The sequence below is a fragment of the Streptomyces anthophorae genome (genome assembly GCF_049310305.1).
Taxonomy (GTDB): Bacteria; Actinomycetota; Actinomycetes; order Streptomycetales; family Streptomycetaceae; genus Streptomyces.
The window spans coordinates 6,371,262-6,384,025 of the sequence record NZ_JBLWQQ010000001.1 but is presented as its reverse complement, the minus strand read 5'-3'; the positions used below and the strand labels follow the sequence as shown (position 1 = coordinate 6,384,025).

The window sequence follows — 12,764 nt, the reverse complement described above, 5'->3', positions numbered from 1 at the left end:
CAGCGTTGGTCCAGCTCCAGCACTGCGACAGAAACCACAGTACGGGTCCTGCCTCTATTACCGCACTGTTCAGGTACGGATGCGCTCATCCCCGAGGACGACTGCTTCCGGCCCCGCTCCGGCGCAAGGAGTAGATGACCCCTGACGACAGGACGCGGGACGTTGCCGGATCGTTCCCCACTGCCCTGTGGTCGATGCATGACCACCACGTACCCTGGCGATTGTGTTCCGTAGCCGATCCAAGGACGACAAGGCCCAGGCCGCGCAGGCCAAGGTGACCATGTCCAAAGAGCCCCGAGACCCGCAGGCGCCCAAGGGCCGCCCCACGCCGAAGCGCAGCGAGGCCCAGACGCAGCGCCGCAGCGTGGCCAATACCAAGATGTCGCCGAAGGAGGCCCGCACCCGCTCGCGCGACGAGCGCCGCACCGCGATGCAGCGCCAGCGCGAGGCGCTGGCCAACGGCGACGAGCGTTACCTGCCCGCCCGTGACAAGGGCCCGGTGCGCAAGTTCGCGCGCGACTTCGTCGACTCGCGCTTCGCGATCGCCGAGTACTTCCTGCCGATGGCGGTGGTCATCCTCGTCCTGAGCATGATCCGGGTCGGTTCGCTCCAGAACATCGCGCTGCTGCTGTGGCTGTTCGTGATCGTCGCGATCGTGGTCGACTCGGCCGTCACCGGCTTCCGCCTGAAGAAGATCCTCGCGGAGAAGTTCCCGAACGAGCGCCGCAAGGGCGCCGTCGCGTACGCGCTCATGCGCACGCTCCAGATGAAGCGACTGCGCCTGCCGAAGCCGCAGGTCAAGCGCGGAGAGCGGCCCTGAGCACGGACAGCACACTCAGCACGGGCGACACCGGCGGCAGCACGGGCGGCACGCAGGCCTTCGCGGGCGACGCCGTGCGGTCCTGGCTGGACAAGCTCGGCGGTCTGCGCAACGTCGTGCGCCAGGAGCTCGTGGCCAGGCAGCTCGACGAGCAGTTGGCCGCGCGGTTCCCCGTCGGCCAGCGGCTGCGGGTGCTCGACGTGGGGATGGGCCAGGGCACGCAGGCGCTGCGCCTCGCCCGCGCCGGGCACAAGGTGACCGGCGTGGAGCAGGATCCGGAGATGGTCGCCGTGGCGGGCCGGTCGCTCGCCGCGGAGCCCGCGGGGGTGCGCGACCGGGTCCGGCTCGTGCAGGGCAACGGCATGGACACCGGTGTGCACTTCCTGCCGGGCAGTTTCGACGTCGTGCTCTGTCACGGCGTCCTGATGTACGTCGAGGAGCCCGACGCGCTCCTCGCGGGCCTGGCCCGGATGCTGGCGCCGGGCGGCCTGCTCTCCCTCGTGGTGCGCAACGGCGACGCGCTCGCGATGCGTCCCGGGCTCGCCGGTGACTGGATCGGCGCGCTCGGCGCCTTCGAGTCGACGAAGTACACGAACCGGCTCGGGCTCGACCTCAGGGCCGACCGGCTCGACGCGCTGACGGAGACCCTTGCGGGGATCGGGGCGCCGCTGCACACCTGGTACGGGGTGCGGGTCTTCACCGATCAGGCGGCGGACGGCGCGGTGGCGCCGGAGCACGGGGAGCTTCAGACGTTGCTCGCCGCGGAGGAGCGGGCGGGGCGGTCCGACCCGTACCGGCGGGTGGCGGCGCTTCTCCACCTCTGCGGAGTACGGGGCTGAGCTGCTCAAGCCCCTGCGGCGCTTGAGCAGCGAGGTCCGGGGCAGAGCCCCGGGCCGCGACCACGGCGCCGTTGTTGACGCCTCGGGGCGCTGCCCCGGACCCCGCGCCTCAATCGCCGGCGGGGCTCATTCGGCTTCCGCTTCCTCCGCATGGAGGCTCATCGGGCCGTAGATCACCTTGTCGTCCTCGCGGAGCGTGACCTGGTCGGCGCCTCCGTCCGCGAGCTGCTTCCAGTACTCGCCGACCCAGGACTCGGCGTCCCCCTGCGTGGTGAACTCCTCGGGCTGTACCGCGGGAGACACCTCCGTCCCGTCGGACTTCTCGAACCGCCACGTCCACGCCGCCATGCCAGCCTCCCGGTCTCGGACGTCCGCTGTACCGCTGTCCCCGGAAGCCTATCCGGGCGCGCGTCGATCAAGGGGGCGCGGGAGGATCTTCCTGTGGAACTGACACTGCTCGGCACCGGTGGCCCCGACGGGCTGCCCCGCCCCGACTGCCCTTGCGCCGCCTGCGCGACCGCGCTCGGCCGTGACGCGCGTGCCGCGACGGCGGTCCTGATCGACGGAACGCTGCTGCTCGACCTGACGCCGGGGGCCGCGTTCGCCGCCGCCCGTTCGGGGCACAGCCTCGGCGGCGTACGGCAGGTGCTGCTCTCGCATCCGCACGACGGGCCCGCGGTCGAGGTGCCCGCGGGGCTTCCGCAGCCCGGCCGGGTGCCGGACGGGCGGGAGCTGGCGCTCATGAGCGGGCACCGGGTGCGGGCGCTCGCCCTGGACGCGCCGGGCACCGGGTACGAGGTGACCGGGCCCGAGGGCGAACGGCTGCTGTATCTGCCACCGGGCGCCGCGCCCGCCGGGTTCGACGCGCCACGGGCGCCGTACGAGATGGTCCTCGCCGATGTCGTCGGGCGCCCTGACGCGCTCGCCCGGCTGCGCTCCGTGGGCGCGATCGGCCCGACCACCGATGTCCTCGCCGTCCATCTGGACCATGACGTGCCGCCCGGTCCCGAGCTGGTGCGGCGGCTCGCGGCCGCGGGCGCGCGGGCCGTGCCCGACGGCACGACCCTGGACGTCGGCACGTACGAGGACGTGCCCGATGTGCCGCGCAGGACGCTGGTGCTCGGCGGGGCCCGGTCCGGGAAGTCGGTGGAGGCCGAGCGGCGCCTGGAGGCGTTCCCGGACGTGCTGTACGTGGCGACCGGCGGGACGCGCGGCGGGGACACCGAGTGGGCGCAGCGGGTGGCGGCGCACCGGGAGCGGCGGCCCGGGTCCTGGCGGACGGCGGAGACCTGCGATCTCGTACCGCTCCTCGATGACCCCGAGGACTCCGCCCCGCTGCTCGTCGACTGCCTGTCGCTGTGGCTGACGTACGCGATGGACGAGGTGGGCGCCTGGGACGACGCCGAGTGGGCGGGCGGTGGCGAGAAGGCGCTGCGGGAGAAGGTGGCCGGGCTCGTCGAGGCCGTGCGGCGCACGCGGCGCACCGTCGTCGCGGTCTCGAACGAGGTGGGTTCGGGGATCGTGCCCGCGACCGCGTCGGGCCGCCGCTACCGGGACGAACTGGGCCGTCTGAACGCGGCGTTCGCGGCCGAGTGCGAGCACGTGCTGCTCGTCGTCGCGGGCCAGCCGCTCACACTGCGCGGCTGACCCTGATCCAAACGACAGGCCCTAGGCGTCCGGCTCGCGGCGCGCGATCACCCGGTACGCGTTGGAGAAGCAAGTGCGGCGGGCCAGCGGGGCGAGGAGCCGGTCGGCCGCGCAGGCGGCGAGGAACGCGGGCGCGACGGCGTACGTGAGGACCTTGCGCAGGATGCGCTGGGCCTCGCCGGGGGCCTTGGTGCGCCACGGGTCGTCGGCGTCGGGCAGGTGCCGGCCCGCGAACAGGGCGAGGCCTGCCGCGAGGTCCAGCGGGACGTGGGCCTCACGGCGGTCGACGGCGACGACCGTGTAGCCGAGCGCGCGCAGTTCGGCGCGGAGGTTGGCGAGCGGGATCAGGTGCAGGTGCTGCGGCTGGAAGTACGAGATCCACCATTTACCGAGGAGCTTCGCGAAGCGGCTCTCGGGGTCGGGGAGCTCGATCATCAGATGCCCGCCGGGGCGCAGCACGCGGCGCGCCGCCTTCAGTTCCTCGCGCGGATCGCGGGAGCGGTCCAGGTGGTGGAACATGCTCAGCGCGTCGTAGCCGCCCTCGATGCCGGGGGCGAGATCGGTGAGCAGGCCCTGGTGGGCCCGCTCGACGCGGCCCGCCCTGCGGGCCTCCTCGATGCCTTCGCCGCTGTCGAGGCCGTCGAAGGCGGTGTACGGGAGGACCTCCTGGGCGGCCGCGGGGAAGTGGCCCTGGCCCGTGCCGATGTCGAGCCAGCTCTCCGGTTCGGCGAACGCGGCGAGGGCGCGGGCGCGCGACCGGTCGCGGTGGGCGGAGGTGCGCGCGCGGAAGATCCACTCGGCCTGGTCGGCGTAGCGGCCCTCGCAGAAGTCCCGGTAGTAGAAGTCCAGGCCCTCGGGGGTGAGGCGGGGGTTCTGGAACGAGTGGGCGCAGGACCCGCACTGGACGAGGGTGAAGCTGCCGGGCTTGTGCTGGAGGAGGTCGGTGGTGCGCAGGCGGGTGCGCAGCCGGGTGCTGCCGCACCAGGGGCAGTCGGGGCGGCGCGGCTCGTGGAAGCGCTCGGTGCCCTGGGCGAGTTCGGTGAGATAGGCGGGGCGGCGCTCGGCGACGGCTTGAGGGGTGGCGGGGGCGGTCATGGGTGAGGCCTCCAGTCATGGTCTGCGTTACCGCAACAAGCGCGCGAGATATGACAATTCGACGCGAACACGAGCACAACCGATCATCTATGGACGGTTCCTGACACCCATGGGACGACTCACCGCCCGCCGCCCGCGTCCGCCGGAAGGACGCACCCATCGGTGTGCCGTGACGGACGGTGCAGCTGGGGCCAGACCCTCGCGACGGCCGGTACTGTTCGGCGAATGAGCTCGCTGAACCTCGACGACTTCACCGATCTGATCGAGCGCCCCGACGGCGGGACCCGCCGCGACGCTGAGGAGCGCAGGGCCCGCTTCGCCGTGCCGCCGGGCGCCCTCGGCCGCCTCGACGAACTGGGCGAGTGGCTGAGCGCCGCCCAGGGCGCGGTGCCCGTACGACCGGTCGCGCGGCCCCGCGTGGTCCTCTTCGCGGGCGACCACGGCGTGGCCGACCTCGACGTGTCGAAGCGGGCCGCCGGCAGCGCGGCAGGACTCGTACGGGAGGTCGTCGAGGGCGCCTCCACGGGCGCGGTGCTCGCGCGCAGGCTCGGCGTCGGCGTACGCGTCGTCGACCTCTCCCTGGACTGCGAGCCCGACGAGCTGCCCAAGTCGGTCGACGACCGGCGCGTGCGGCGCGGCTCGGGGCGCATCGACACCGAGGACGCGCTCACCCTCGAAGAGGCCGAGGCCGCGTTCCGCGCGGGCATGGCGGTCGCCGACGAGGAGGCCGACTCCGGTACGGACCTCGTCGTCCTCGGCGACATCAGCGTCGGCGGCACGACGGCGGCGGCCACGCTGATCGCCGCGCTGTGCGGCACGGACGCGTCCGTCGTCACCGGGCGCGGCGGCGACCCCATCGACGACCTCGCCTGGATGCGCAAGTGCGCGGCGGTCCGCGACGCGCTGCGCCGGGCCCGGCCCGTCCTCGGCGACCAGCTCCAGCTCCTCGCCACGGTGGGCGGCGCCGACCTCACGGCGGCCACCGGCTTCCTGCTCCAGTGCGCGGTGCGGCGCACGCCCGTGATCCTCGACGGCGTGGTCTCCGCGGCCTGCGCGCTCGTCGGCCAGCGCGTCGCGTTCCGCGCCCCCGACTGGTGGCTGGCCGCCCACGCCAGCGGCGAACCGGCCCAGGCGAAGGCGCTCGACCGCATGGCCATGGACGTCCTCCTCGACCAGGACGTCCGGGTCGGCGGCGGCACGGGCGGGCTCCTGGCACTCCCCCTGGTCCAGGCCGCGGCGGCCCTCGCGGCGGAGCTCCCGGAGGCCACGGAGCCCGCGAAGGAAGACGACTAGCACCAGTGGACGGCATACGTTTCGCCTTCGGGACCCTCACCGTGTTCCGGGTGAAGGTCACCCGCTGGGACCGCGAGGCCGCACGGGCCGGGATGCTCTGCGCGCCGCTCGCCGGCCTCGTCGTCGGGCTCGCGGCGGCCGCGGTGGGCGTGGCGCTGACGTTCCTCGGGGCGAACGCGCTGCTCGCCGCCGTCGCCGCCGTCGCGGTGCCGGCGGCGCTGACCCGCGGGCTGCACCTCGACGGGCTCGCGGACGTCGCGGACGGCCTGGGCAGCGGGAAACCCGCGGACGACGCGCTGCGGATCATGAAGCAGTCGGACATCGGCCCCTTCGGCGTGGTCACGCTCGTCCTGGCGCTGTTCGCCCAAGTCGCGGTCCTGGCCGACCAGTTCGGCCAGTCGTGGTGGCGCGGCGCGCTCGCCGCGACGGTCTCCGCGGTGACCGCGCGCCTCGCCCTCACCTTCGCCTCCCGCACCGGCGTCCCGGCCGCCCGCCCGGAGGGCCTCGGCGCGGCGGTCGCGGAGACGGTGTCGCGGGGGGCGGCGCTGACCGTGGGAGCGGTGGTGGTCGCGGCGACGGCCGCCCTCTCCCTCCAGGCCGCCCTGGCGGTCGTACTGGGCTGCGCGGCGGCCGAGTTGCTGTCCCGCCGCTGCGTGTCCCGCTTCGGCGGAGTAACGGGCGACGTCTTCGGCGCCCTGGCGGAAACAGCGGCGACGACGTCCCTGGTGATCCTGACCTTGGGCTGACACCCACCACGCCCCGTTCAAGACCGCCGGTGCAGCTGACCCAATCCAGCCCCTGCGGTGCGGCTGAGCAAATTCAGCCCCGCTCTTGGACGAGAGCCCGCGGGGTCTGGGGCAGCGCCCCAGCGGTGGGCCGCACCTGGACGAAGCACCTCAAGAACGACGGGCGTAGGCTCAGCCACAAACAGGCCAACTACCCCCGGCCCCGGCAAAGAAGCCGACCCACCCGATGAAAGAGGGACCTCACCACCGTGACTGCTCTGACTCTCAGCACCGCCGCGGCGACCGGCCTCCGCGCCGACGCGATCGTCGTCGGCGTCGTCAAGGGCGACAAGGGCCCGGTCGTCGCGCACGGCGCGGAAGCCGTGGACAAGGCGTACGACGGAAAGCTCGGCTCCGTCCTGGAGGCCCTCGGCGCCAGTGGCGGCGAGGGCGAGGTGACCAAGCTCCCCGCCCCCTCCGGCCTCAAGGCGCCGATCGTGCTGGCGGTCGGTCTCGGCGGCGAGCCCGAGAAGGACGGCGCGTACGAAGGCGAGGCGCTGCGCCGCGCCGCCGGTGCCGCGGCCCGCGCCCTGGCCGGTTCGAAGAAGGCCGCGTTCGCGCTGCCGGTCGACGACGCCGAGGACGCCGGCGCGATCGCGGAGGGCGCCCTGCTCGGCGCGTACGCGTTCGACGCCTACAAGGAGTCCGCGAAGGACCCGAAGAACGGCAAGGGCCCGCTCGCCGAGGTCGCGATCCTCGGCGGCAAGCCCCGCGACAAGGCGTACAAGGCGGCCGTCGAGCGCGCCCTGGCCCTCACCGAGGAGCTCAACCGCGCCCGCGACCTGATCAACACCCCGCCGAACGACCTGAACCCGGAGTCCTTCGCCGCCGTCGCCCAGGCCGCGGCCAAGGAGCACGGCATCAAGGTGCAGGTGCTCGACGTGAAGGCGCTGGAGAAGGGCGGCTACGGCGGCATCCTCGGCGTCGGCGCCGGTTCGGCCTCGGGCCCGCGTCTGGTGAAGCTCTCGTACAAGTCCACGAAGGCGAAGAAGCACCTCGCGTTCGTCGGCAAGGGCATCACCTACGACTCGGGCGGCATCTCCCTGAAGCCGGCGGGCCACAACGAGACGATGAAGTGCGACATGGCCGGCGCCGCCGCCGTGTTCGCCGCGGTCGTCGCCGCCGCGCGCCTCGGGCTCGAAGTGAACGTCACCGGCTGGCTGGCGCTCGCCGAGAACATGCCGTCGGGCTCGGCCACCCGCCCCGGCGACGTGCTGCGCATGTACTCGGGCAAGACGGTCGAGGTCCTGAACACGGACGCCGAGGGCCGCCTCGTGCTCGCCGACGCCATCGCCAAGGCCTCCGAGGAGACCCCGGACGCGATCGTCGACGTCGCGACGCTGACCGGCGCGATGATGCTGGCGCTCGGCTCGCGCACCTTCGGCATCATGGCCAACGACGACGCCTTCCGCGGCTCGATCCACGAGGCCGCCGAGGAGTCCGGCGAGCCGGCCTGGCCGATGCCGCTGCCGACGCACCTGCGCAAGGGCATGGACTCGTCGACCGCCGACATCGCGAACATGGGCGAGCGGATGGGCGGCGGTCTCGTCGCCGGTCTGTTCCTCCAGGAGTTCGTCGGCGAGGGCATCACGTGGGCCCACCTCGACATCGCGGGCCCGGCCTTCAACGAGTCCGCCCCGTTCGGCTACACGCCGAAGGGCGGCACGGGTTCCGCGGTCCGTACGCTGGTCCGTCTCGCGGAGCGGACGGCGGCGGGCGACCTCGGCTGACCCTCCGCAGACGTGGCGAAGTCACTGTTCAGCCCCCGGTGCACGGCACCGGGGGCTGTTCGCTTTCGATGAAATCCGCGTGTTCGTCCCCGCTCGTCACAGTCGTTTCAGGTGTAACAGCCGTCTCACCCAGGAGCCCGACGTCCCGACTCCGGCCGACAAGTGCGAGGATGGGGTACGGCAGGACAGGGCCCTCACCCAGGGCCGAAGAACGAGCGGCCGAACACCCCGCCGCCCGGTCGTCGGAGACCGGCGTACGGCGCACATGCATGGAGGACGTGACGTGGCGAACGACGCCAGCACCGTTTTCGACCTAGTGATCCTCGGCGGTGGCAGTGGCGGTTACGCCGCGGCCCTGCGCGGAGCGCAGCTGGGCCTGGACGTCGCCCTGATCGAGAAGAACAAGGTCGGCGGTACCTGCCTGCACGTTGGTTGCATCCCCACCAAGGCGTTGCTGCACGCCGGTGAGATCGCCGACCAGGCTCGCGAGTCCGAGCAGTTCGGCGTGAAGGCCACCTTCGAGGGCATCGACATGCCCGCCGTCCAGAAGTACAAGGACGAGGTCGTCACCGGTCTGTACAAGGGCCTGCAGGGGCTGATCGCCTCCCGCAAGGTGACGTACATCGAGGGTGAGGGCAAGCTCTCCTCCCCGACGTCCGTGGACGTGGGCGGCCAGCGCATCCAGGGCCGCCACGTGCTCCTCGCGACCGGCTCCGTGCCGAAGTCGCTGCCGGGCCTGGAGATCGACGGCAACCGCATCATCTCTTCGGACCACGCGCTGAAGCTGGACCGCGTCCCGAAGTCGGCGATCGTCCTGGGCGGCGGCGTCATCGGCGTCGAGTTCGCCTCGGCGTGGAAGTCCTTCGGCACCGATGTCACGGTCGTCGAGGGCCTCAAGCACCTCGTCCCGGTCGAGGACGAGAACAGCTCCAAGCTCCTGGAGCGCGCGTTCCGCAAGCGCGGCATCAAGTTCAACCTCGGCACCTTCTTCGAGAAGGCCGAGTACACGCAGGACGGCGTCCGCGTGACCCTCGCCGACGGCAAGACCTTCGAGGCCGAGGTCCTCCTGGTCGCCATCGGCCGCGGCCCGGTCTCCCAGGGCCTCGGCTACGAGGAGCAGGGCGTGGCCATGGACCGTGGCTTCGTCCTCGTCGACGAGTACATGCAGACCAACGTGCCGACCATCTCGGCCGTCGGTGACCTGGTCCCGACCCTCCAGCTCGCGCACGTCGGCTTCGCCGAGGGCATCCTGGTGGCGGAGCGCCTGGCCGGCCTGAACCCGGTTCCGGTCGACTACGACGGCGTCCCGCGCGTGACCTACTGCCACCCGGAGGTCGCCTCCGTCGGTATCACCGAGGCCAAGGCCAAGGAGATCTACGGTGCGGACAAGGTCGTCGCTCTGAAGTACAACCTTGCGGGCAACGGCAAGTCCAAGATCCTGAAGACCACGGGCGAGATCAAGCTCGTGCAGGTCAAGGACGGTGCCGTGGTCGGCGTCCACATGGTCGGCGACCGCATGGGCGAGCAGGTCGGCGAGGCCCAGTTGATCTACAACTGGGAAGCGCTGCCCGCCGAGGTCGCCCAGCTCGTGCACGCCCACCCGACGCAGAACGAGGCGCTCGGCGAGGCCCACCTGGCCCTCGCGGGCAAGCCGCTGCACGCGCACGACTAGCAGCCACGCCCCGTCCGTCGCAGTTGGGCGCGACGACCCACCCACAGACTTCCGCACTGCGTTGCCGCGCATTGCACATCGTTAAGGAGCAACAGAAACCATGGCGGTTTCCGTATCCCTTCCGGCGCTCGGTGAGAGCGTCACCGAAGGCACTGTCACCCGCTGGCTGAAGGCCGAGGGCGAGCGCGTCGAGGTCGACGAGCCGCTGCTCGAGGTCTCGACCGACAAGGTCGACACCGAGATCCCCTCCCCCGCCGCCGGCGTGCTGGCCTCCATCAAGGTCGCCGAGGACGAGACGGTCGAGGTCGGCGCCGAGCTGGCCGTCATCGACGACGGCTCCGGTGCCCCGGCCGCCGAGGCCGCCCCGGCCGCCGCCGAGGCCCCGGCCGCCGAGCCCACCCCGGCTCCGGCCCAGGAGGCCCCGGCCCCCGCCGCCGAGCCGGCCCCCGCTGCCGCCCCCGCCGCCCCGGCCGGTGGCGCCTCCGGCACCGACGTCGTGCTGCCCGCGCTGGGCGAGTCGGTCACCGAGGGCACCGTCACCCGCTGGCTCAAGGAGGTCGGCGAGGAGGTCGCGGAGGACGAGCCGCTGCTCGAGGTCTCCACGGACAAGGTCGACACCGAGATCCCCTCCCCGGTCGCGGGCGTGCTGCTCGAGGTCGTCGTGGGCGAGGACGAGACCGCCGAGGTCGGCGCCAAGCTCGCCGTCATCGGTGCCCCGGGCGCCGCCCCGGCCGCCGCCGAGACCCCGGCCCCGGCCGCCCCGGCCGCTGCCCCGGCCCCGGCTCCCGAGCCCGCCCCGGCTCCGGCCGCCCCCGCGGCTCCGGCTGCCCCGGCCGCGCCCGCCGCCCCGGCTGCTCCGGCCCCCGCGCCGGCCGCCCCGGCTCCGGCTCCGGTCGCCCCGTCCGCTCCGGCCACCCCCGCCGCGCCGGTCACCCCGGCCGACGAGGGCGCCTACGTGACCCCGCTGGTGCGCAAGCTCGCCTCCGAGCACGGCGTCGACCTGTCCACCGTCAAGGGCACCGGCGTCGGCGGCCGCATCCGCAAGCAGGACGTCACCGCCGCCGCCGAGGCCGCCAAGGCCCAGGCTCCGGCCGCCCCGGCCGCCGCCGCCGCGCCGAAGGCCCCGGCCCTGGAGACCTCGCCGCTGCGCGGCCAGACGGTCAAGCTGCCCCGCATCCGCAAGGCCATCGCGGACAACATGCACAAGGCGCTCCAGGAGCAGGCCCAGCTGTCCTCGGTCATCGAGGTCGACATCACCAAGCTGATGAAGCTGCGCAACCAGGCCAAGAACGGCTTCGCCGCCCGCGAGGGCGTCAAGCTCTCCCCCATGCCGTTCTTCGTCAAGGCCGCCGTCCAGGCGCTGAAGGCCCACCCGGTCATCAACGCCCGCCTGAACTACGACGAGGGCACCATCACCTACTTCGACTCCGAGAACGTCGGCATCGCCGTCGACTCGGAGAAGGGCCTGATGACCCCGGTCATCAAGGGCGCCGGTGACCTCAACATCGCGGGCATCGCCAAGAAGACCGCCGAGCTGGCCGACAAGGTCCGCACCAACAAGATCGCCCCGGACGACCTCTCCGGCGCGACCTTCACGATCTCCAACACGGGATCGCGCGGCGCGCTCTTCGACACCGTCATCGTCCCGCCGAACCAGGTCGCCATCCTGGGCATCGGCGCCACCGTCAAGCGCCCGGTCGTCATCTCCGACCCGGAGCTCGGCGACACCATCGCGGTGCGTGACATGACCTACGTGACGCTCTCCTACGACCACCGTCTGGTGGACGGCGCGGACGCCGCCCGCTACCTGACCACGGTCAAGCAGATCCTCGAGGCCGGCGAGTTCACCGCCGAGCTCGGCCTGTAAAGACAGCAGGTGCACGACGGTGCCCCCGACCGGAAGCCTCCGGTCGGGGGCACCGTCGTACGCGCGCGTGCGTAGCCGCACGCCCGGGCGGGCACCCCCTTCTGTAGCCCGCCCCGACAAACGCTCTCTGTAACCGGCATCACCCGTCGCATGCGCGGCCGTACCCGGCCTGGCCAGGGCCGCGGCCGTATTGTCTAAGGGTCCCCGCCGACCCACCGGGTCCACCCTGCCAAGGAGCCCCCATGACCGCGCCCGTCGTCCACTCGCTTCGCGATCAGATCCGCGAGCACATCGTCGAGGGGATCGTCAGCGGCCGCTGGAAGCCGGGCGAGCGCATCGTGGAGCGCCGGATCGCGACCGAGCTGGAGGTCTCGCAGACCCCGGTGCGGGAGGCGCTGCGGGAGCTGGAGTCGCTGCGGCTCATCGAGTCGGCGCCGAACAAGGGCGTGCGCGTGCGGAACCTCTCCGCGGCGGACCTGGAGGAGTCCTACCCGGTCAGGGCGGGCCTGGAGGCCATCGCGGCCGAGCTGGCGGCCGACCACCTCGCCGACGACTGCTCGGCCCTTGAGCCCCACGTGGAGGCCCTCTACAGGGCCGACCAGGAGGCGGACGGGACCGCCCAGGTGCGGCACACGGTGGCGTTCCACCGGGCGCTGGTGCGGGCGGCGGACAATTCCGTGCTGCTGCACACGTGGGAGGGGCTCGGCATCGAGGTCTTCACCGCGCTGTCCATCCGCTGGCTGGGCACGGTGCAGCAGTCGTACGCGGAGGAGCACGCGGACCTCGTGGCCGCGTTCCGGCGGCGCGACCCGGAGATCGCGGCCCTCGTGAAGGCCCACGTCCTGGGGTGTGCGCCGCGCGCATGAGGCGTCACGGTCCGCAGCTCTGACCAGGCACTCCGTGCCCTGACCGACGAAAACCGGCGACACCCTGTGCCGACTTTCTCGATCTGAAGAGGTTTTGCGGGTGAATCCTTTGATCGATCATCGATCAGGGAGTTACAGTCCCGGATGGGT

11 protein-coding genes are annotated in these 12,764 nt (G+C 72.7%); 9 read left to right on the top strand and 2 right to left on the bottom strand.

Annotated elements, in window-relative coordinates; all coding sequences use genetic code 11:
- Positions 1 to 223: 223 nt before the first annotated feature.
- Both ACNYS0_RS28940 and ACNYS0_RS28935 read left to right on the top strand, forming a co-directional pair.
- The gene (locus tag ACNYS0_RS28940; RefSeq protein WP_422406878.1) at positions 224 to 820 is read left to right on the top strand and encodes a DUF3043 domain-containing protein; all 597 of its coding nucleotides are present in this window, start codon (positions 224 to 226) and stop codon (positions 818 to 820) included.
- Between the two features lie 131 nt (positions 821 to 951).
- Positions 952 to 1,659 (top strand): class I SAM-dependent methyltransferase, encoded by a 708-nt coding sequence (locus tag ACNYS0_RS28935; protein WP_422482805.1) that lies wholly within the window; start codon positions 952 to 954, stop codon positions 1,657 to 1,659.
- A gap of 126 nt (positions 1,660 to 1,785) precedes the next feature.
- Here the strand turns inward: ACNYS0_RS28935 and ACNYS0_RS28930 are convergent, their stop codons facing one another.
- Positions 1,786 to 2,007, bottom strand: a complete 222-nt coding sequence (locus ACNYS0_RS28930) for a hypothetical protein (RefSeq protein WP_422477553.1) — start codon at positions 2,005 to 2,007, stop codon at positions 1,786 to 1,788.
- A 93-nt stretch (positions 2,008 to 2,100) separates the two neighbouring features.
- Between ACNYS0_RS28930 and ACNYS0_RS28925 the strand changes: the two genes are divergently transcribed.
- Positions 2,101 to 3,306, top strand: coding sequence for a bifunctional adenosylcobinamide kinase/adenosylcobinamide-phosphate guanylyltransferase (locus ACNYS0_RS28925; protein ID WP_422477551.1), 1,206 nt, complete (start codon positions 2,101 to 2,103; stop codon positions 3,304 to 3,306).
- 21 nt (positions 3,307 to 3,327) lie between these two features.
- On the opposite strand, the gene ACNYS0_RS28920 is transcribed toward ACNYS0_RS28925, so the two are convergent.
- A complete protein-coding gene (locus ACNYS0_RS28920; RefSeq protein ID WP_422477549.1) occupies positions 3,328 to 4,401 on the bottom strand; it encodes a class I SAM-dependent methyltransferase in 1,074 nt (357 codons plus the stop codon).
- 225 nt (positions 4,402 to 4,626) lie between these two features.
- Between ACNYS0_RS28920 and ACNYS0_RS28915 the strand changes: the two genes are divergently transcribed.
- From ACNYS0_RS28915 to ACNYS0_RS28890, 6 genes are all read left to right on the top strand, one after another.
- Positions 4,627 to 5,694 (top strand): nicotinate-nucleotide--dimethylbenzimidazole phosphoribosyltransferase, encoded by a 1,068-nt coding sequence (locus ACNYS0_RS28915; protein WP_422477547.1) that lies wholly within the window; start codon positions 4,627 to 4,629, stop codon positions 5,692 to 5,694.
- Between the two features lie 5 nt (positions 5,695 to 5,699).
- The gene (locus ACNYS0_RS28910; protein ID WP_422477545.1) at positions 5,700 to 6,440 is read left to right on the top strand and encodes an adenosylcobinamide-GDP ribazoletransferase; all 741 of its coding nucleotides are present in this window, start codon (positions 5,700 to 5,702) and stop codon (positions 6,438 to 6,440) included.
- 248 nt (positions 6,441 to 6,688) lie between these two features.
- On the top strand, positions 6,689 to 8,209 hold the full coding sequence (locus ACNYS0_RS28905) for a leucyl aminopeptidase (protein ID WP_422477543.1): 1,521 nt from the start codon (positions 6,689 to 6,691) through the stop codon (positions 8,207 to 8,209).
- A 283-nt stretch (positions 8,210 to 8,492) separates the two neighbouring features.
- Positions 8,493 to 9,881, top strand: coding sequence for a dihydrolipoyl dehydrogenase (lpdA, locus tag ACNYS0_RS28900; RefSeq protein ID WP_422477541.1), 1,389 nt, complete (start codon positions 8,493 to 8,495; stop codon positions 9,879 to 9,881).
- A 100-nt stretch (positions 9,882 to 9,981) separates the two neighbouring features.
- Entirely contained in the window at positions 9,982 to 11,748 is a 1,767-nt protein-coding gene (sucB, locus tag ACNYS0_RS28895) for a 2-oxoglutarate dehydrogenase, E2 component, dihydrolipoamide succinyltransferase (protein ID WP_422477539.1), read from the top strand.
- 242 nt (positions 11,749 to 11,990) lie between these two features.
- Positions 11,991 to 12,614 carry a GntR family transcriptional regulator gene (locus ACNYS0_RS28890; protein WP_306323535.1) on the top strand — a complete coding sequence of 208 codons (624 nt, stop codon included), beginning with the start codon at positions 11,991 to 11,993 and terminating at the stop codon, positions 12,612 to 12,614.
- Positions 12,615 to 12,764 lie beyond the last annotated feature (150 nt).